The organism is Desulfopila sp. IMCC35008 (genome assembly GCF_010646885.2).
Taxonomy (GTDB): domain Bacteria; phylum Desulfobacterota; class Desulfobulbia; order Desulfobulbales; family Desulfocapsaceae; genus Desulfopila.
Genome location: NZ_CP050700.1, coordinates 6,169,989 through 6,189,292, shown reverse-complemented (window position 1 = coordinate 6,189,292; position 19,304 = coordinate 6,169,989). Strand labels below are relative to the sequence as shown.

The 19,304-nt window shown below is 48.7% G+C and carries 18 protein-coding genes; 5 read left to right on the top strand and 13 right to left on the bottom strand.

What is annotated here, in order from left to right; genetic code table 11:
- Positions 1–7: 7 nt before the first annotated feature.
- From GA520_RS26475 to GA520_RS26465, 3 genes are all read right to left on the bottom strand, one after another.
- A complete protein-coding gene (locus GA520_RS26475) occupies positions 8–1,204 on the bottom strand; it encodes a hypothetical protein (RefSeq protein WP_163336404.1) in 1,197 nt (398 codons plus the stop codon).
- Positions 1,205–1,212: 8 nt separating this feature from the next.
- Positions 1,213–2,277, bottom strand: a complete 1,065-nt coding sequence (locus tag GA520_RS26470) for a GNAT family N-acetyltransferase (protein WP_163336403.1) — start codon at positions 2,275–2,277, stop codon at positions 1,213–1,215.
- Positions 2,278–2,374: 97 nt separating this feature from the next.
- Positions 2,375–2,734: a hypothetical protein gene (locus GA520_RS26465; RefSeq protein WP_163336402.1), complete on the bottom strand. Its 360-nt coding sequence runs from the start codon at positions 2,732–2,734 to the stop codon at positions 2,375–2,377.
- A 277-nt stretch (positions 2,735–3,011) separates the two neighbouring features.
- On the opposite strand from GA520_RS26465, the gene GA520_RS26460 reads away from it, so the two are divergent.
- Both GA520_RS26460 and GA520_RS26455 read left to right on the top strand, forming a co-directional pair.
- On the top strand, positions 3,012–3,527 hold the full coding sequence (locus GA520_RS26460; protein WP_163336401.1) for a GNAT family N-acetyltransferase: 516 nt from the start codon (positions 3,012–3,014) through the stop codon (positions 3,525–3,527).
- On the top strand, positions 3,524–3,982 hold the full coding sequence (locus GA520_RS26455; RefSeq protein WP_163336400.1) for a GNAT family N-acetyltransferase: 459 nt from the start codon (positions 3,524–3,526) through the stop codon (positions 3,980–3,982). The genes GA520_RS26460 and GA520_RS26455 overlap by 4 nt, the downstream gene beginning before the upstream one ends.
- On the opposite strand, the gene GA520_RS26450 is transcribed toward GA520_RS26455, so the two are convergent.
- The 3 genes from GA520_RS26450 to GA520_RS26440 form a co-directional block, all read right to left on the bottom strand.
- Entirely contained in the window at positions 3,972–6,299 is a 2,328-nt protein-coding gene (locus GA520_RS26450; RefSeq protein WP_163336399.1) for an ATP-binding protein, read from the bottom strand. The genes GA520_RS26455 and GA520_RS26450 overlap by 11 nt on opposite strands.
- Positions 6,300–6,311: 12 nt before the next feature.
- Positions 6,312–8,210 (bottom strand): ABC transporter substrate-binding protein, encoded by a 1,899-nt coding sequence (locus GA520_RS26445; RefSeq protein ID WP_163336398.1) that lies wholly within the window; start codon positions 8,208–8,210, stop codon positions 6,312–6,314.
- Between the two features lie 449 nt (positions 8,211–8,659).
- Positions 8,660–9,277 carry a nitrite reductase gene (locus GA520_RS26440; RefSeq protein ID WP_163336397.1) on the bottom strand — a complete coding sequence of 206 codons (618 nt, stop codon included), beginning with the start codon at positions 9,275–9,277 and terminating at the stop codon, positions 8,660–8,662.
- Between the two features lie 517 nt (positions 9,278–9,794).
- On the opposite strand from GA520_RS26440, the gene GA520_RS26435 reads away from it, so the two are divergent.
- From GA520_RS26435 to GA520_RS26425, 3 genes are read left to right on the top strand one after another with little or no spacing between them, the layout of a single operon-like run.
- Positions 9,795–11,378, top strand: a complete 1,584-nt coding sequence (locus GA520_RS26435) for a phospholipase D family protein (protein ID WP_163336396.1) — start codon at positions 9,795–9,797, stop codon at positions 11,376–11,378.
- Between the two features lie 27 nt (positions 11,379–11,405).
- A complete protein-coding gene (locus GA520_RS26430; RefSeq protein ID WP_163336395.1) occupies positions 11,406–12,314 on the top strand; it encodes an endonuclease/exonuclease/phosphatase family protein in 909 nt (302 codons plus the stop codon).
- Positions 12,311–12,667, top strand: a complete 357-nt coding sequence (locus GA520_RS26425; protein WP_163336394.1) for a DUF5329 domain-containing protein — start codon at positions 12,311–12,313, stop codon at positions 12,665–12,667. The genes GA520_RS26430 and GA520_RS26425 overlap by 4 nt, the downstream gene beginning before the upstream one ends.
- 45 nt (positions 12,668–12,712) lie before the next feature.
- Here GA520_RS26425 and lipA read toward each other — a convergent pair whose 3' ends face one another.
- From lipA to GA520_RS26390, 7 genes are read right to left on the bottom strand one after another with little or no spacing between them, the layout of a single operon-like run.
- Positions 12,713–13,618: a lipoyl synthase gene (lipA, locus tag GA520_RS26420; protein WP_163336393.1), complete on the bottom strand. Its 906-nt coding sequence runs from the start codon at positions 13,616–13,618 to the stop codon at positions 12,713–12,715.
- Positions 13,618–14,304, bottom strand: a complete 687-nt coding sequence (lipB, locus tag GA520_RS26415; RefSeq protein WP_163336392.1) for a lipoyl(octanoyl) transferase LipB — start codon at positions 14,302–14,304, stop codon at positions 13,618–13,620. The genes lipA and lipB overlap by 1 nt, the downstream gene beginning before the upstream one ends.
- Before the next feature lie 2 nt (positions 14,305–14,306).
- A complete protein-coding gene (gene gcvPB, locus GA520_RS26410) occupies positions 14,307–15,764 on the bottom strand; it encodes an aminomethyl-transferring glycine dehydrogenase subunit GcvPB (protein WP_163336391.1) in 1,458 nt (485 codons plus the stop codon).
- Positions 15,761–17,095: an aminomethyl-transferring glycine dehydrogenase subunit GcvPA gene (gcvPA, locus tag GA520_RS26405; protein ID WP_163336390.1), complete on the bottom strand. Its 1,335-nt coding sequence runs from the start codon at positions 17,093–17,095 to the stop codon at positions 15,761–15,763. The genes gcvPB and gcvPA overlap by 4 nt, the downstream gene beginning before the upstream one ends.
- A gap of 4 nt (positions 17,096–17,099) precedes the next feature.
- Positions 17,100–17,495: a glycine cleavage system protein GcvH gene (gcvH, locus tag GA520_RS26400; RefSeq protein WP_163336389.1), complete on the bottom strand. Its 396-nt coding sequence runs from the start codon at positions 17,493–17,495 to the stop codon at positions 17,100–17,102.
- A gap of 26 nt (positions 17,496–17,521) precedes the next feature.
- Entirely contained in the window at positions 17,522–18,778 is a 1,257-nt protein-coding gene (locus GA520_RS26395; protein WP_240910051.1) for an aminomethyltransferase family protein, read from the bottom strand.
- Between the two features lie 44 nt (positions 18,779–18,822).
- Entirely contained in the window at positions 18,823–19,269 is a 447-nt protein-coding gene (locus tag GA520_RS26390) for an Lrp/AsnC family transcriptional regulator (RefSeq protein ID WP_163336387.1), read from the bottom strand.
- Positions 19,270–19,304: the final 35 nt, after the last annotated feature.

Below are 19,304 nucleotides of genomic sequence, written 5' to 3'. Positions count from 1 at the left end.
TGTCACATTAACGCTGATATTCTACTCCATTCTCTCTATTACGTTCCCACGGCAGAAGTAATCGCACTCTCTCCACTCCCTCTTTGGGCAGGAGTTGCACTGTGCGAATCCGGGCGCCATCGAGATGGTCTGAAATGATCTGAGCCCCCTCAATATCCAGCGGCCCGTGTTGCGCAGCCCGGATTTTCAAGTAGAAAGGCCCACTGTAATAAGGCATACTTACAGGTCGTGCCCTGAGATCAACCACTATAGACTGGCCTTCTATAAAGAGTTGGCCAAAATAGAAAACAGCAGCCTGCCGCCAACAGGCATCAAAATTTTCGGCCAGAATCAATTCTGGTCCGACTGTCCTCGCAAGCAACATTGCTGTCCAGCCATCTATGATATCGTTGTTGTGTTCCGGATCTGGGTGCAGCAGGTTTCCCCAATGCAGCGGCAGAATCGGACCGGAAAAATCCCAACTCGGTAAACTGGCAGGCACATTCCAGGGAACTGGTGCCTGTCCGCGCTCCAAAAGCCCAACCCCGCATTCCCAACTGATCTTTTCATGACGGGGAGATGCAAAACGTTTGGCTTTGGCAAAGCGGGTAATTACGTGGCGAATACCTTTATTATGCAGGATAGCCTGTATAGATTGCGGGCCATTGCCAAAACTATGGTTCAAAGCAGGAGGAAAAAAGAGACGGGGAAACTCCGAAAAGCCGTTGTGTTCCAGGATGCGCCCAAAAGCGTCAAGATGATCCTGGATTACCTGAGGCGAGCGCATAACACCATTTCTGTCATGGAATTCGGATCGCTCCATTCCCCCCTCATACCAGAATTCGTGGCACAGGCCGTGTAAACCCAATTCTAGGAGGTCTCGTTTGTCTTGCAGATATTCAGCCGTTTCGTCAAGCCATGGACCCTGATTTATATGGTTGTTCCATTCCCTGCCCAGCCAGGTGGCACCTGGGATGTCCCTTAATACCTTTTTCCTGTCCCACTCACACAGCACCATACCCAAACCTATGCGTACTCCCAAGCTGTCAGCAAATCGGGCAAGAGCCTGGTAATCCGCCAGGCAGTGGCGTCTGGAGAAGGCGTTTCGATACGGCTGCTGCATTGCTGAGCCGTCTTCTCCCTGCCACCAGCCTACATCCTCAATGATCGGAAACACCGGCATGGGCAAAAACACTTCGACATCCCTGAATCGAATATGATTCATCGGCTGCCTCACAGGCTGATCCATCGTCTGACAGCCGGACCATCCTGCCGGGACCTCATCAGATCCATGCTTTTCCAGCTCTCGTACTCGAGGGACTCGTTATCGGGATTCCACGTATATGGATTTCGGGAAAAAACATGCCAGCTCAGTGGTAACGGCTCTGCACCCCATTGTTTTTTGAAACGGTAGGTCGGTGCATTGGGACTAGAACGACCAAAATCAAACCATCGGCAGCGATTGACAACTGCATACTGAAGCATAGACCAGTAAAGGAGCATATTCGGGCAGAATGGGCGGTAAACCCGCAGGGATGAAGCCCAGGGATTGTAGAGCGTTTCATGGTGGCGAAGGACAAATGCTGATGCGGCAGGCTTGCCGCACAGGTATATGCAAATGATCGCAGTCTGAAGCGAGTTGTCATCCATAATGGCCCGGAACAGTTCTCTGTCATGAACCGGGGAACCCAGATCACGCATGTTTTCAGAGAACACTGCATAAAAATCTGAGAGGAGTTCGTTGCCTCCTGCTTTGGCAAGACATTCACATCGCTCGGCCTTACGGATTTGATTGCGTACTTTTGCTGAAAGTCCCGACCAGAGTGTATCCACTGTTGCGGTAAGGGGTCGGAGCAGGCTCGTCTTGAAATTATGAGGTGTATATCCCCATGTATCGTTACGCTCAAGACACTGAAAAAAAGGGGACAGGACTCCATCCTGACGCAACTCCACATGATTGGCTCCAAAACTATCAGCAAGCTTTAGGGCTGCCAGGACAAGTCTCCGGCAACTTTCCCAATCGTCCGCGATTATTCCGGCCATATCAGTATATGGCAGAGAGATCAAGCGTACGCCCTTGCCAGGCGGACTAAAAAGTATAAGAGGAAGGAGGCCACTGATGCGGTCAGTCTTTGTGCCTATCGCGGCCAGCTTCACGAGCGGAAGGGAGTAGGTTCTGGCAAGGCTTTCACCCCATTCTGCAAGATGGGAGAATTTTGCCCCACGATTTTCAGAAGTGTACTGATTCCATTGCCCCCTGTCAGGATTTGTTACAATATCGATCATGTATGCCAACATTCATCCATCTTACAGACGATTTCCCCAACATGACTTCATAGTTTTAACCCTGAAAATCAGTATTCTGTTCAAATTTAGTGATTTATCAAGGTACCCCTCACTGAGAGAGTAATACGAACCGTTCATCAACGAACCGGCACGAATTGGCCGACTCATGGTTTGTCGTAAAACCTCTCTGGTTAATGATGCATTCTACCTGAAGACCATTCACCTGTGGTATCAGCCAAAAGACCCCATAGCGAATTGCCTCTGCACCGGAGGAATCCAGAACTTCCATAGATTCCTCCGGTTCACCTAATATCCCAAGAGACTGTTCAATTGTCATTCCAGGCCAAACTTTCTGTAACAGTGTGGTTCTGTTATAGTCACCAATTTGTAAAGACTTGTCCTCAGTCCCTTCCGCACCGGCTGAACAGGCTGCAAAAAGGACAATCAATAGAGAGCAGAACATTTTCATAAACTTGCAGCCTCCTGCAACCGTACAATTAAGCGTTTTGTAAAATTCGATTTCAGTATACTTTTTCAGCAAAAGCTGGAATGGCATAGAGTCTTTTGCACCTCCTCTCCCTGCGCTATCAATCCTAAAAAAGGTCAAGACCAATATCTTTTGTGGTCCGAGGTGGAAATCACCATGTTAATTTATATATAATAAAGGTCTCAAGGCCATAATGTCAAAACAAGGATCTTTGAAATATTGATATGGAATACAAGATGCCAAAGAGGCAGAAGACAACATGACTCTCACAATCCAACAAGCAGACCTCTCTGATATCGATATTGTTCATGAATTTTTCAACAGTTTTTTCCGGCTGAAACTGGAAGGCCTCTCCTTTCGTCCCGACGGAATGACCGTAGACAAGACCCGCACCTATCTGCCAAATACCATAACGGATAGCAATAAACTCTGTCTCACAGCCCACTGGGATTTGGAAGTAGCCGGCGTTTTGTCCTTTACCAGGTACAAAAAATTCGAGTATCGTCATTGTGGTGATTTCGGCATGGCGATCATGCCTGAATTCTGGAGAAGGGGTATCGGCAGTCAGTTACTTCTCACGATGGAAAAATGGTGTCTGGCAAACGACATCACCAAGATTGAGCTGGCAGCCTGGAGCAACAATATTGCAGCCATAAATCTTTACGAATCATTTGGTTTTCAACATGAGGGGAAACGGGTGGGTTCAATCATCCGGGATGAAAAAACCATGGATCTGATACTGATGGGCAAACAAATCGGCGGAGATTTTTCATGATTTTGAAACAAACCACCACTAAACATCCTGATTTCAAATACCTCTGCCGGCAACTTGATGCAGATTTGAATTCCCGGTATGGCTCTGCCCAACAGCAGTACGATTCACTCAACAACGTTGCAGCGGGCAACACGGCAGTAATAGCCTATATAAAGAACCGGCCTGTCGGCTGTGGCTGTTTCCGTTCTATAGAGAGATCAAGAGCCGAACTAAAAAGAATGTTTGTCTCAGAAAACCTGCGTGGCAGAGGTATTGCCAAAGCACTTCTTGAGAAACTGGAAAACTGCTGCCGAAATTCTGGGCACCTGGAATTGATACTGGAAACCGGAAAGGGGCAACCCGAAGCCATTGGGGTTTACATGAATAACGGATATCGGCTTATTGAAAATTTCGGCCCGTACGAAGGTATGGAAAACAGCATCTGCATGAGCAAAAAATTCCAGGTTAGCCCCTGACGCTCATGATCCTGCTGATAGCTCTCGATAATTCTTCCATCCGGTACGGCTTGACGAGGGCATCACCAAAGCCATACTCCCGGAAGTTGGCCATGATCGGGTCATTGGAATAGCCGCTGGAAACAATAACTTTCGCCTCGGGATCAAGAGCAAGAAATTCTCTGACCGCTCTCTGACCACCCATTCCCCCGGGAATAGTTAAATCCATAATAGTAAGGTCAACCGGCTCCTGGTCCCTGATCTGTTTTTTGTAGAGCCATAAGGCCTCCTCTCCGTCCTTGGCCAAAATCACCCGATGCCCCATCTGCTTGAGTATGGCCTCCGCCACCAGGCGGACCTGTTCTTCATCGTCCATTACCATAACAACCAGGTTCCCAACAGCGACCTCTTTAACCTGGTTTTCAGTAGCGCTCATATCTTGCTGACGAGCCGAGGCGGGCAGGTAAATTGAAAGAACAGTCCCCTCCCCGGGAATCGATTCCACGGTAATATGCCCGTTATGCTTGGTAATTATAGAATGACATACCGCAAGCCCTAACCCGCTCCCTTCTTTTTTAGTGGAATAGTAAGGGTCAAATATCCTGTCAACAACATTTGGAGGTATACCTATCCCCTCATCGGCAATGCTGATCTTTACATATTTACGGCTGGGTTCCGCCCCATTCTCGCCTTCGGCAAGCTCAACATTCGCACATCCGATCCTTACTGCTCCGCCGTCCGGCATCGCATGACTGCTGTTGAGCGTGATGTTTTGAATGACCTGGCTTATCTGGCCTGCATCAATATTGACAAGCCATAGATCATCCGGGATATCAAACCGACAGGCAACCTTGACGCCATGCAGAACAAAGTTTGCTGAATCCCTGATAACGTTCTCAAGTGACGACACTTTTTTTACGGGTGCCCCACCTTTAGCAAATGTAAGTAATTCCTGGGTAAGTTCCTTAGCCCTGACCGAGGCCTTTTCCGCTTCGCCCAGAAGCCGTTTGGTATTATCTTTTAACTCGTTGTCGATGAGGGCCAGGTTGATATTTCCGAGTATCACTGTCAGGATATTGTTAAAGTCATGAGCGATACCACCGGCCAGCACTCCAATAGATTCCAATTTTTTTGTTTTGAGCAGTTCCTTCTCTGTATCAAGTTGTACCGTAATATCCCTGAAAACGAGGACCACCCCAATTATATCGTTCCTGGCATCGCGAATAGGAGCACCGCTGTTCGCTATATTTCGCTCCCGACCATCTTTGTCCACCAGGATTGCGTGATTGCCTATTTCGACTATCACACCGCTGTCTATCACTTTATCAACAAGATTGTCCCGCTCCTCCCGCGAATCTTTATCAATGAGGTGAAAAACATTCTTTAACGGTACTCCCTGTGCTTCCCCCCTGTTCCAACCAGTGAGCTCTTCTGCGACCCGGTTCAGCAGGATTATATTACCATGAATATCGGTGGTAATTACACCGTCGCCGATACTCTGCAAAGTTACGGCAAGCTGTTCCTTTTCCTTGGCAAGCTCTATTTCAGCCCGCTTTCGTTCAATGTTTTCCTTCTCCAACTCAGAAATAGTCAACTGAATGGAATCACGCATATGGCTGAAGCTGCGGGCAAGCATACCAACTTCATCCTTGTTGCCAAGCTCAATCTCCTTCTCCAGATCCCCGCCTGCCATCGCCGTGGCCACGTCGGTTAACCGACTGATCGGCCCGGTAAACCTGGCGATGAAAATCGACAACACCACTATGGCAAGAAGCGTTATCGTACCCATAATCAGAATCAGCAGATTGCGGAATTTCCTGGCATCACCATACTTGATTTCCAGCGGTACCAGATAGCCGATTACCCAGTTCCACTCAGGGAATTTTTTGAAATAGATCCAATCATTCTGGCCCAAAACTGAAGATTCCAATGCACCTTCAGTCGAAGACAGCATACTCTCGACGATTTCCGTATTCTCAAGGGTAATATCTCCGAAGGCAAGCACCGGATGCTGAACGATACGACCGGCTGTATCAATAATAAACGGGTAAATACGCAGGTCCTGGTCGGTGTAATAGGTCTGCCGCAGATCCCTGAGTGCAGTTTCCCTAAAATCATCACTGTATGCTTCCACAAGGCCCGTCTTTTTCAACCGCTCATGGCTTCGTTGCAACGATGTCAGAATAGTGTCAACCTTCTCCTCATACAATTCATTCTGGCTGGTATCGATAATCCCTGTTAACTGATTGTTGGCAATAAAAAGAATACTTACAGTGGTCACAACAAAGGCACTGATAACAAGAGACAATACTTTTAAAGTTATCGAATTTCGTCGCACGCCTTCAGCCTCTCACCGTGGAACATCCTCTACAAATTCTGCCTCTTCTATCCACGCCATGGGGAATTTTACTCCCAACTTTCGAGCCAATCTCATATTGAGGTACACTACCGATTGTTTGTTGCGGGCCACCGGGATATCAGCAGGCAAAGTTCCCTCCAGAATACTCAATGCTGTATTCCCCGCCCACCATCCCTGCTCCTCGGCGACTTTCACTCTGCCGAGCAGGGCTAACCTAATGTTAAAGCTGGCGATCGCTCCTGTTGGAATCCTGGTATGTTCCATAACAAACTCACGGGCCTTGTCATAGTCCCACCCCTTGATTCCAGCCGGACTGAGCCAGAGCAGCATATCAACAGTTTCCTGCAATCTCGTATAGACCTGCTCCCATTCGGCAAAGGAAGTAACCAGGGCACCATCTGAAAAATCAAGACCGACACTATCCCGTAAATAGTTTAAATCCTCTTGCTCCGACAGGACATCCCCGCCTATATACCCCAACCGGTCACCGGCAGCGTACTCCCGTAACATGGTGATGGTCGTCCTGACAGGGGTCACCTCCACTATTCCGGTCATATTCGCTGACGGCAGACCGTAGACCGAAGCGTCCAAGTTTACACCACAGAACACAAAAGGAATATCCGAGTTCCTGTAATACTCCGCTGCCAAATATTTCACTGCATTATCGTCACTGGTAATCACGAGATCCGGATGCCACTGCTCTATCACCGTCTTTGCCTGCAAGGCGGCTTTCTTTTTAAACTCCTCTGTGACATTGCGTTTTGTATCCATCCTGATAATTTTCAAATCCACATCACTTTTGGTGGTGTCGAGGCTGCCATCGGGCAAAAGGGTGATATTCAGCGCCTTAAAAATTCCTTTCTCAATTTTATCGCTCCACTCATATCCCGAATGATATGAGTTGACATATAATACCTTTTTTTGCTCAGCACTTATCAGGTGTCCGTTGGCGATAAGCTCAATGGGAAATTTCACCCCAAGTGTTTTGGCAATTTTCATATTGAGATAGGTTCTCGCCCTCCTATTTGCAACAACAGGAATATCAGCCGGCGATCTGCCTTCAAGTATCTCAAGAGCCGTACGTGCTGCATATTCTCCCTGCTCCTCACCGATTTTAGCCAGGGAAAGCAATGCGTAATGAACGAGATACTTCTGCATCGCACCGGTCGGAACCTGGGTATGCCGTCTCACAAACTCAACCATTTGTCGGTGATCGAAACCGGCTACCGACCGACATTCCTGGATCAGCACCAAATCCGTTTTGGTCTGCAGCTCAAGAAACCCTTTTTTCAACTCGTCAAAGGTCTTGGCAAAGCGGACCGTAAACGTATCTCCAAACCGGTTTGTTATATTTTCATATTCCTTACGTTCTGACTCGGTGTCCGATGCGAGGTAACCGATTCGTTTCCCCTTGGCAAAACCTCTCAGAACCTCAATGGTCGATTCATAGAGAGCCACCTCCACCATGCCTGTTATATTTTCAGCAGGAAACCCATAAACAGAGGCATCCCAATTCAGGCCGCAGAAAACAAAAGGGAGTTCCTTATTCTTGAAATAAGGGACTATGAGGTATTTGGATGCGTTGTCATCCGAGGCAATGACCACATCAGGATGCCAGGATTCAATGAGCTGCTTCGCCTTCAGAGCTGCCGCTATTTTGTACTCTTCCGACTGGTTACGCTTGGTATCGAGACGAAATATTCTCAACTCCACATCACTCCTGCCCATAAGAACAGATTTGATTCCGGCGGTGATATCAGCACTCCAGATATACTCCTCATGGTACGAGTCTATATAGAGAATCTTTTTCTGCCCGGTATCTGAAGATGCCGCTGATAACGGAATGAACCCGAATATGATACTAATGAAAAATACCACCATTTTTCTCATAGCGTACACCTATATCGCTGATATCATATGAACAATATCAAATACCAGATAAACCTCTGAGCATTATCGCATTAAATATTCCGGCAAATCAAGGAATTGCCGGAAAAAACTGCTTACATACCCTGTTTATAGATGAACACTGGCTCAAAAACCTTGTTTACCGCCAGAAAAGAAGTGTAAAAAGAGATTTCGGCAGGCTCCATAGATGAACAAACCTGCTGGGAACAAAACAAAATTCCCCATAAACATTATGCTGATTTGGTTATAACCCCGGAGGCTATCCGAGAATAGGAATTTTCGTTCAGATCAAGGCAAACGCGAAAAATCACCGCAGTGGGCCAGAGCATCTGGCGGTCGACATTGGCGATGGTGAGCTTTTCGTTCCTGTCCTATCCGGCAATTATCTCCCGGGCTTCAAGAGCTGGGTTCACCGCCAAGGGTAATAAATACTACACTTCAGGAAAGGGGAAATCCTCAAGATCGATCAATTTGGTAAAACGCTGCTTTTTCTCGGTCTTGGCGTCATGAAAGTCGACCAACAGAGACATCATCTCCAGCACCTCATCATCATTAAGTTTCTTACCGATTCTTCTGCCTATCCTTGGATATGGGCCACCTTTCCCGCCAACATAAAACTCAAGACCTTCACGGGTTGCAACAATACCCAGATCGGTGGTTTTGGCATTTGAGCAGCAGAGTATGCAACCTGAAACGGCAATCTTGAATTTGGCCTTCGTCTTCTCCCGATCCATAAATTTTGAAGTGATTTTCTCACTTAAAGCCCACGTATCAATTATACCGAGCTTGCAGTGCCCCGTTCCAATGCAAACACGAGGCAGCGGAAATTTCCCCGGCCCTTTGAGCTGTACGCCAAGATCAGTCAAACATCTTTGTACGGTATCGACCTGACCCTCAGGTATGCCCATTAGTCTGATATTCTGGGCATTAGTGAGGTAAACCTCAAGAGAAAATTCTTCAGCAAGACGGTTTATTTCTTTCATAACGTCAAGCGGCAGGCGTCCTGCCGACATCAATGCTGTAACACTTGGTATTGGCTCGTTCTTCATATCCTAGTAGTACCTAATTGTAATATGTTATCCGGTTACTATTTACCCTCGGCCCAAGGGAACGGCAAACAGCAACTGTTTTCTCGATTCTTCGTCTGCGGGATTACCTTTTTCTTCAGTCCTGCCATGACTTCCTTTAACACCTTGCCACTGGCTGCTTTAATCGACACACACAATATCAGCCAGACAATGCGGCATTGTATATATGCATTACTTGTTTCCGAGTTGCAACTGGACCATCTACTCGTCGCCCTTCAGGCTAGAGCCACGATCAGTTTGCCTCGTTTCATTGCTGAGCCTCTCGTTATCAAGACAGATAACTTCTTTCAGAACAACTCATGAACCAATTGAAATCTGCTGAAAGTGTACTATTGATTGCTTTATGAAACCTTCAACTTCAGTATAATAAAGTAAATACAGATAACACTGATAGCAACATGAGGCGGATTGATGAAGCGTGCTCTTTACACGTGTTGTGGATTAACACGCGCAATACCAACTACCGGCGCATATTAATATGATTTCTATGAACAAAACCCATCGATCAACGAATCTTTTCACCTTACTGCTTACAGCCGCTGCCTTTCTCACAAGCAGTTGTGCACCTTTACCTTCAAACGTTGACCGAGAGCTCAGTTTTGCCCTTGAAGACACCGAAGGAACGACATTTGGCCGGTTATATCAGAAGTTAAAGCCTGAGAATTCGCTGGAATCCGGTTTCTACCTGTTACTTCAAGGGCTTGATGCGTTTACAGCACGACTTGTACTGGCCCAGGGGGCTGAAAAGAGTATCGACGCCCAATATTATTTGATCCACGGGGATCTTACCGGCATATTATTCCTGGACCAGTTGATCAAGGCGGCAGACCGAGGGGTTCGTGTACGTCTTCTCATTGACGATATGGATTTAGGAGATTACGACGAGGGACTTTCTATTTTGGCTCAGCACGAGAATATTGAGCTGAGGATCTTCAACCCTTTCAGCCGTGCAACCACCCGCCTGACGCAATACATGAGCCGCTTCGGTTCTGTCACCCGAAGAATGCATAATAAATCGTTCACGGTCGACAATCAGCTTTCCGTTGTCGGCGGCCGTAATATTGGGGATGAATATTTCGAAGCCGATTCAGCTCTCGCCTTTGGCGACATTGACCTGCTTGTTATGGGACCGTTGGTCCGAGAGGTTTCCAACTCCTTTGATCTCTACTGGAACAACAGCAACGCCTATCCCATCGAATCGTTGCGGCCTGATCTTATTGACCTGACATCCCTTACAGCAGGGCGGCAACTGTTGGCTGATTATCTAGAACAGGATGCGACGAAAAAATATTTACAGGCCCTGTCATCCTCACAAATAGCAAAGGAAATCAGAAATGGCTCAGTCACTTATAGCTGGGCAACAGGTCAAGTACTTTCTGATCATCCCGATAAAATCAAGAGTTATGAAACAACAGAGCAATTCTCTCTGGCCAAACTCATCAATCCCTTTTTGAAAGAGGTAAAAAGTGAGTTGCTGATCTTTTCGCCGTACTTTGTTCCTGGTAAAAAAGGTACAAAATTCCTGACTGATTTAAGCAGGAGTGGAGTCAAGGTCCGGATAATCACCAATTCACTTGCCTCAACAGATGTTGGTCTGGTTCATGCAGGATATGCTAAATACAGGAGACAACTCCTGCGGGGAGGTGTTGAATTATTCGAGATAGATAGAGAGCTCTCAAAAGAAGAGCGCAAAAAACGAGGTCAACTGGCAGGCAGTTCCAAGTCGAGCCTGCACGCAAAATCGTTTGTGCTTGACCGGAAAAAGGTGTTTATAGGTTCCCTCAACCTGGACCCGCGGTCGGTGACCGAAAACACTGAAATCGGAATTCTCGTCAACTCCGTAGAGTTAGCTGATCTCGTGGCAGAAGTTTTTGAAAAAGTGGTCAACGTAGCGACATTTAAACTTGATCTGCAAAAAGATGACGAGGGGCCGGAGCTTATGCTCTGGCACGGCTATGAAAACGGACAAAAAAAAGTCTGGGCATCAGACCCTTATACCAGTTTTTGGCGCAGGTTCTCCATCCGCTTACTTGGGATTCTGCCCATTGAATCCCAACTATGATAGAACCATGCTACGGAGCGCCACGTAATGTCCTTCTGCCAAAAAATTCGTATTATTGGAATGGCTCTCATAGTGCTCTGTAACGCCATGGCTTGCAGCATTATCCCGAATTCCCGAAGTTTCGTAATTGGCAAAGATGACGTTACGCAGATTAGAAAGAACAAAGATTGCCGGCAAATGCCACCTGAGCCAGCTGAGCCCATCAATCACCAGCCAGGTATATCTCCTGATCGCATATCCATCCTAAGCTGGAATATATACAAGGGACAACGTGAAGGCTGGCAGGATGATCTTCTCCGCCTGGGAGAGACAAGCGATATTCTTTTCCTGCAGGAAGCCACCTTAAACGAAGAACTACATGCTTTTCTCGGAGAACACAATCATTACTGGAACTTCAACAGCGCCTTCAGCTTCATAGGGGTTGAATCAGGAGTTCTTGTTGCTGCCGGCATCCCGCCTCTTGAAAGCTGCGGCATGCGACAGAATGAACCTGTTATAGGCTTGCCCAAGACGACCCTGGTAAATATTTACCAGATGACAGACTCAGACGTGAAACTGCTTGTGGCGAATATTCACGGCATTAACTTCAGCCTAGGTATGGGGGCATATCGCAAGCAAATAGATGATCTTCAAGCGGTACTGCGAAATCACGTCGGGCCAATAATCCTGGCAGGTGACTTTAATAACTGGTCGGCCAAACGTAACAAAGTCATAACAAATCTGGTGAACCAGCTGAACCTGAACCAATTGGCACCCGAAGAAGAAAACAGGACCAGGGTTTTCGGCGACGCGGTCGACCATGTTATGTACCGACAATTGATCCCGGTCTCCCACGTCGCCCATAAAGTCTCCTCATCTGACCATAATCCCCTGACAGCCACCTTTCGTTATGAAAGAAGCGAGTCACCCAAAAATTCACTAACGGATGTTCAATGAGATATTTTTTTATACTGCCACAGCTGGTGTATCTTATTTTTACGACATCGTCCTGTTTGGCGACCGATATGGAGGAAATCGATTATCTCCTTAACTTCATCGGTGAAAGCGGCTGCACTTTCATCAGAAACGGCAAGGAATATCCCTCTGAGCAAGCCAGGGAACATCTCTCCTACAAGTACAACCATGTTAAATCGAGGATCAGGACAGCAGAACTGTTTATTGAAAAGATAGCCTCCCAAAGCAGTATCTCCAAAAAACCATATCAGGTTCGATGCAACTCTGATCTATTACAGTCTAGGGATTGGTTGATGGCTGCACTGAGAATTTACCGAACACGAGCAGTGAAATAATGTAAGCCCCTGCACCCACCAGAAAATTCGGAACCATAAGACACATCACAGAGCAGCCTGCAACCTCCGTCGGACTTTACGGTACAGCTTTTCCGCCTGGTAGGAGCTGCGTACAAAAGGACCGGAGGCAACACCGGCAAAACCGCGTGCCAGGGCCTGTTCCTGCAATTCCTCAAATTCTTCTGGTTCGACAAAGCGTACTACTGAAAGGTGTTCTTTAGACGGCTGGAGGTACTGCCCCATGGTCAGGATATCGCAGCCAGCTTTCAGCAGATCATCCCAGGCTGTATACAACTCATCCCGTGTTTCACCCAATCCCAGCATAATACCTGATTTGGTCACCTGCATCGGGTTCATCTCCTTGACCAGCCTGAAGAGATCAAGCGATCGTTGATAGATGGCTTCCGGTCGCACCTCCGGATACAGCCTGGCCACTGTTTCAATATTGTGGTTCAGCACATCCGGCGCCGCAGCTACCACCTTTTCCAACGCTGCACGGTCTCCCTGCAGGTCGGGAATCAACACCTCCACCAGGGTCTTCGCCCTTTTCGTTCTGACTTCCTTTATAGTATCAGCAAAAATAGAGGCGCCCCCATCTTCAAGGTCGTCCCGTGTCACTGAGGTCACTACAGCATAACGCAACTGCAGCAGCGCGACCGCTTCGGCAACCCGCTGCGGCTCTTCCAGATCCGGCAGACCAAGTGGTTGGTGATCAACGGCGCAGAACCGGCAATTCCGCGTGCACCTCTCGCCCAAGATCATAAAGGTTGCGGTCCCTTCCGAGAAACATTCAAACTGATTTGGGCACTGGGCCTCCTGACAGACCGTATGCAGCTTGTTGGTCTTCAGCAACTGCCGCATCTTCTCATACTCCGGACCGGTGGGAAGACTTCGCTTCAACCATTTCGGTTTACCAACCCGGATCGTATTATTATGATTACAGCCCGCCATCAGTTTTTCACTCCAGTTCGTTCAGCTTGCTCTTCAGTAATAGTCACAAATGATCTCTCAAAAACAGACTCCAGTATACCAGGCAGTTCTGTAAGCAGATCGGCAATCGCAACATCGTTGCCACTTTCCAGGTCAAGCGATGTCATCTGTACTCCGGTAAGTCCGCATGGATTAATCCAGCCAAACGGCTCCATATCCGGATTGACGTTTAAGGCCAGACCATGAAAACTGACGCCGCGCCGAATGGCAATCCCTACTGAGCCAAGCTTATTATCCGCCACCCAAACCCCGTTATTTCTCTCATCCCGAACAGCCGAAACACCTGCACAGGCAGCAAGCCGAACCATCACCTCTTCAAGCCTGTACACATAATCAGCAACACTGAGCCGAGACTGTTTCAGGTGCAAAATCGGATAGAGGACCAACTGTCCCGGGCCGTGGTAGGTAATCACCCCACCCCTTTCAATGGGAACAACCTCAATACCTCTTTCAGCCAGAAACGTTTCCGGCACCTTAAGAAACTCCCGCCCACCACGCCGTCCAAGGGTGTATACGCTCGGATGTTCGGTAACAAGAAAGATATCCCGGTCGACAGACCCGGCCTGCCGCATATCGACAAGCCGGGTCTGCATGGTATAAGCCTCCAGATAATCCTTCAGGCCAAGATTACAGAAGTAAGAGGACATGATCACCCGCAGAGGCAGGGTTTCCGCGCGGCCAAAGTCTCGTCAAGCCGCTTGAGCTTGGTCTTGACCGGTGCTTCATGGAGCAGCTCAGGATTCTCTTTTGCCTCATTTAAGATATGCAGGATTGCCTCGATAAACTGATCGATATCTTCCTTGCACTCCGTTTCTGTCGGCTCGATCATGATTGCTCCCGGAACAACCAGCGGGAAATAGACTGTTGGCGGATGATAACCGTAATCGATCAGCCTCTTGGCGATATCAAGAGTGGTGACTTTTAACTCGTGCTGTTTTGCATCAGAAAAGACGCACTCGTGCATGCACGGCTTGTCATAGGGCAGCAGCAGGTCGTTTTTCAACCGTTCCTTGATATAGTTGGCGTTTAACACCGCCAGCTGACTCGCCTTCTTGAGATTGGCAGCTCCCATGGAGAGGATATAACTATAGGCTCTCACCAACACTCCGTAGTTCCCATGAAAACCGTGAACCCGGCCGATGGAATCGGGATAGTCCCAGCTGAGGCGATACATGTCCCCATCCTTCACCGCCAGCGGAGCGGGCAGGAATTTCGCCAGTTTCTCGACAACACAAACCGGCCCTGCGCCCGGCCCTCCGCCGCCGTGCGGCGTTGAGAAGGTCTTATGAAGGTTAAGGTGCATGACATCTACCCCGCATTTGGAGATATCGACAACCCCCATAATCGCGTTCATGTTGGCGCCGTCGCCATACACCAGACCGCCTTTAGAGTGTACAATCTCTGCTACTTCGCGGATATTGCCCTCAAAAAGACCAAGCGTATTCGGGTTGGTGACCATGATACCGGCGGTTTCCTCATCCATCAGCGCCGCCACACTCTCCACATCGAGTACGCCATCAGCGTTGGAGGCGATAGGTACCGGCTTGTAACCACAAAGAGCGGCACTGGCGGGGTTGGTTCCATGCGCAGTATCCGGAATAAGAATCTTTGTACGGATAGAGCCCTGGGCCTTATGATATGCTGCGAAAATCAGCATACCGGCCAGTTCACCCTGAGCGCCTGCAGACGGCTGTAAGGATGTGGCCGCCATACCGGTAATGGATGAGAGATACTGTTGCAGCTCATACATGATACGGATCGGCCCCTGTACATGCTCATCGTCAAGCATCGGATGGGCTGAGGCAAGCTCCGGCATGGCCGCATGTTTCTCATTTATCTTCGGGTTGTACTTCATGGTACAGGAGCCCAAAGGATACATACCGCTGTCCACACCGAAGTTCCACTGGGAGAGACGGGTATAATGCCGAACCACATCCACCTCGTTCAAATCCGGAAAATCAGGACCGTCACCTGCGAGAGCTGGGTCAATCGACACTTCGGGTACATCGGAGGTCGGGATAGACATCCCTTTCCGTCCTTTTTTCCCTTTCTCCCAGAGAAGGGGCTCATTGAAAATGAGTCCTGTCGTACCTGCAATTACCGTCATGACTTCACCTCCTGCACAACCGCATCGATATCCTCTTTAGCAATCGTCTCCGTGGCACAGAAAAGATAGCAGTCTTTATATTGGGGATAGTATTTCCCGACCGGCAGCCCGGCAACATAACCTTCTGCAAACAATTTTTTGCGTACCGGTTCAAAATCTCCAGGGAACCGGACCAGAAACTCATTAAAGGTCGGGCTGTCGAAAACAATCTCGGCTCCCGCCTGTTTCAGCTGGCTCTTGAAATATTCAGCCTTGGCATAGTTCAGTTGAGCGAGCTCACGCAATCCGGTCCCACCAAGGGAAGCCATATACATACCGGCCATCATCGCGCAGACACCCTGATTCGAACAGATATTCGAGGTCGCTTTCTCTCTTCTGATATGTTGCTCGCGGGTTGCCAGTGTTAATACAAAACCGCGTTTGTCATCCCGATCCTTGGTGATTCCCACCAGGCGACCCGGCATATTACGGGTGAATTTATCGCGACAGGAAAACATACCCAGACCGGGACCGCCGAACGAGCGGGAAAGTCCCATACTCTGGCCGTCACCGCAGGCGATATCCGCTCCACACTCACCCGGATTCTTCACCAACCCGTAAGCAAGGGCTTCGGTAAACGAACAGATGAAGAGCGCACCCGCATCATGGATAGTTGCAGCGCTCTTTTCCAGGTCTTCAACAACCCCGAAAAAGTTGGGGGACTGCAGCGCAACAGCAGCGAGGTCCTCCGTATCGCTCAGCACTGAAAGATCAGTCCTGCCGTCTTCTCCAACAGGGATATCCACAATGGTAAAACCGGTCGCCATCAGATACGTGCGAACAACCTGGCGGTGATGCGGATGGATACCTTTCGAAACTGCCACTGTCTTCTTTTTCTTGTTTATGCGAAGACCCATCAGCAGCGCCTCTGCAAGTGAGGAGCCACCATCGTAGATAGAGGCGTTCGCCACATCCATGCCGAGCAGTCTGGCCGTCAGGGTCTGGTATTCATAAATCCCCTGCAGGGTTCCCTGGGCCATCTCGGGCTGGTAGGGTGTATAAGCAGTAAGGAACTCGGAGCGGCTGGCAAGTGCCCCTATCGTTTGCGGGATGTAATGATGGTAACTCCCGGCGCCAACCATCATTTTATGATGTTTGGTCAACTCCATTTGCGAGCCAATTTCTGCCATATGGGCATCGAGTTCCCATTCTGTCAGCGCTGGGGGTAACTCCATATCGCCATCCCGCCTACACGATTCCGGGATGGTGCAAAACAGGTCATCCAGACTGGACCTGCCGACAACCGCCAGCATTTCATCAATCTCTTCCTGTGTATGAGGCAAATAGCGCATAGTCTTATCCCTTGAGTTTCTCAAGATATTGATCTGCATCCATCAGAGCGTCTAGCTCACTGTCGTCATTCGGCCTTACTTCCACGATCCAGTTGGCATACGGATCCTCATTAATCAATTCAGGAGCATCCTCAAGCGCTTCGTTGACAGCAACAATCTCACCACTGATGGGGATGTACAGTTCAGATACAGCCTTGACCGACTCCAGGGAACCAAACTCATCACCCTTATCAAAGCTGTCACCCACTTCCGGGAATTCAACAAAAACGATGTCTCCCAACTGGTCCTGGGCATAGTCACTGACGCCGATCCGCACATTGCCGTCTACTTTCCCGGCCCATTCGTGATCCTCAGTATAGGATACATCGTTTGGTAAATTCAGTTCACTCAACTCTTTCATGGTCACTCCTCCTCGTCATTTGCCTGTTATACCATCTCTTTCATCGGGCGCCGTGCTGTCCTGCCAGGTCTCACATCGCCCCTGATCTCTACCTTTATTTTCTTCCTTTTGCCGTCCGTCAATATGACTTCAGTGCCAGGGGCCAGGTTTTCCCGGACCTTGACAAAACCGCAACTGACCCCCTTGGGGACAAAATCTTCCGGTTTGTCTGCCGAAGCAATGGAGATGACCTCTCCGTCCACCCTGCCGATTGCCATATCGGTGGCGCAGGTAAGGATGGTACCGATCTGCTCCCCGTCCAGGTTTGTTACAAAAGTCCCTTCACTTACCACAATCTTTCTTGGATCGAATCCGGCAAAAGCCAGCGTAAACTCATCGTCCCCAGCCTTCAACACGGCATCCGCCCCGAAAAAACTCTTGGTAAAACTTTTTTGCTCATCATCCCAGGCCAGGGCAAACTGCCATGGATTGTTCTTAAACAGCCAATTACCAACATCCTGGTGTGAGAGGGGCAGTACCGCCCCCGCTCTCAACGAATCACGTGCTGCCAGCCCGCAGGGTAACACACCAAAAGAGGCACCGGCGTCCAATACCTGCTGCCAGACATTTGCCAGTTGATCTCTGGCCATGAAGATCTCAAAGCCAAATTCGCCGGTATAACCGGTGCGGGAGAGAAGAACAGGTGTACCATCCTTCAATTTTACTGCCGATGAACCGATATCGTCAAAACCACCTTTAAAAGAGAAATAGGCCATGCCCTGAAAGACCTCGCCGCTGTTTTCCAGCAGTGTTGCCATAACTTTGCCGGCGACCGGACCCTGGATATCCATTTTGCCAGCGTTATCGGTAAGGTCACGAACCTCTGCTCCCTGCTTGTTATGAGCATTGAGGCGTTCAGCGATATCAGCTCCCATCCCGGCATTGACCACAACCATGAATTGGTCAGCGGACAGTTGGTAGACAATGGCATCATCAAGAACTGTTCCGTCCTCGTTTAAGAAAACACCATACACACAACGGCCATCGTGCAGGGGTGCTTTCTTCAAGCCGACACAACGATCCATATCTTTGCTGAAACAGTATTGCAAAAGGTCTCTGCTTCCTTTGCCACTAACCGTTACAACAGCCATATGGCTGGTATCGAACACCCCACCGGACTGAATCACAGCCAGGTGCTCCGCCTTGACTCCGCCCGTGTACCAAAGCGGCATCTCGTATTGACCGAACGGAGCCATATTGGCACCGTTTTGCACATGCCAGTCATACAACACCGTTTTCTTCATATCTCCCATTATTCATCCCTCGTCTGTTGACCGTCCCGACCGTATCAGATATTCGGCATCGGGAGTTTCAGGTTAAAACTCTTGTAGACGACAAAGCTTTCAACCGAACTGACTTTATCGATACGGGATACCTGCTCCGTATAGAAGCGCAGCATGTTGAAATTTTTATCCAGCATCACCGTGATCATAAGATCATATCGACCAGTAACCACACAGACCGATGTAACTCCCCGCAACTGGCTGAACTCCTCACCTTTTTTGACGAGATCCATATCCTTTACTTTCACGCCCACCATGACCACGCTCATGTCGGGGATCGATTCCGGATCTACAAGACCGGCAATTTCAAGTACACCTTCGTCCGTTAACTTTCGTACCCGTGCGCGGATAGTTCCCTCCGACACCCCAAGATCATCAGCGATCTTCTTAAAAGGAACCCTGCCGTCTTTTAAGTGCCTGATAATTGCCAGGTTGGTTTCATCAATAATCATTATTTTCTCCGATTTTCATTTTCTCTTTTTGAATC

Bases quoted from the DNA above. Each gene is read 5' to 3' on its own strand.
- GA520_RS26475 (WP_163336404.1), bottom strand. From the start codon at position 1,204: ATGAATCATATTCGATTCAGGGATGTCGAAGTGTTTTTGCCCATGCCG.
- GA520_RS26470 (WP_163336403.1), bottom strand. From the start codon at position 2,277: ATGTTGGCATACATGATCGATATTGTAACAAATCCTGACAGGGGGCAA.
- GA520_RS26465 (WP_163336402.1), bottom strand. From the start codon at position 2,734: ATGAAAATGTTCTGCTCTCTATTGATTGTCCTTTTTGCAGCCTGTTCA.
- GA520_RS26460 (WP_163336401.1), top strand. From the start codon at position 3,012: ATGACTCTCACAATCCAACAAGCAGACCTCTCTGATATCGATATTGTT.
- GA520_RS26455 (WP_163336400.1), top strand. From the start codon at position 3,524: ATGATTTTGAAACAAACCACCACTAAACATCCTGATTTCAAATACCTC.
- GA520_RS26445 (WP_163336398.1), bottom strand. From the start codon at position 8,210: ATGAGAAAAATGGTGGTATTTTTCATTAGTATCATATTCGGGTTCATT.
- GA520_RS26440 (WP_163336397.1), bottom strand. From the start codon at position 9,277: ATGAAGAACGAGCCAATACCAAGTGTTACAGCATTGATGTCGGCAGGA.
- GA520_RS26435 (WP_163336396.1), top strand. From the start codon at position 9,795: ATGATTTCTATGAACAAAACCCATCGATCAACGAATCTTTTCACCTTA.
- GA520_RS26430 (WP_163336395.1), top strand. From the start codon at position 11,406: ATGTCCTTCTGCCAAAAAATTCGTATTATTGGAATGGCTCTCATAGTG.
- GA520_RS26425 (WP_163336394.1), top strand. From the start codon at position 12,311: ATGAGATATTTTTTTATACTGCCACAGCTGGTGTATCTTATTTTTACG.
- lipA (WP_163336393.1), bottom strand. From the start codon at position 13,618: ATGGCGGGCTGTAATCATAATAATACGATCCGGGTTGGTAAACCGAAA.
- lipB (WP_163336392.1), bottom strand. From the start codon at position 14,304: ATGTCCTCTTACTTCTGTAATCTTGGCCTGAAGGATTATCTGGAGGCT.
- gcvPB (WP_163336391.1), bottom strand. From the start codon at position 15,764: ATGACGGTAATTGCAGGTACGACAGGACTCATTTTCAATGAGCCCCTT.
- gcvPA (WP_163336390.1), bottom strand. From the start codon at position 17,095: ATGCGCTATTTGCCTCATACACAGGAAGAGATTGATGAAATGCTGGCG.
- gcvH (WP_163336389.1), bottom strand. From the start codon at position 17,495: ATGAAAGAGTTGAGTGAACTGAATTTACCAAACGATGTATCCTATACT.
- GA520_RS26395 (WP_240910051.1), bottom strand. From the start codon at position 18,778: ATGAAGAAAACGGTGTTGTATGACTGGCATGTGCAAAACGGTGCCAAT.
- GA520_RS26390 (WP_163336387.1), bottom strand. From the start codon at position 19,269: ATGATTATTGATGAAACCAACCTGGCAATTATCAGGCACTTAAAAGAC.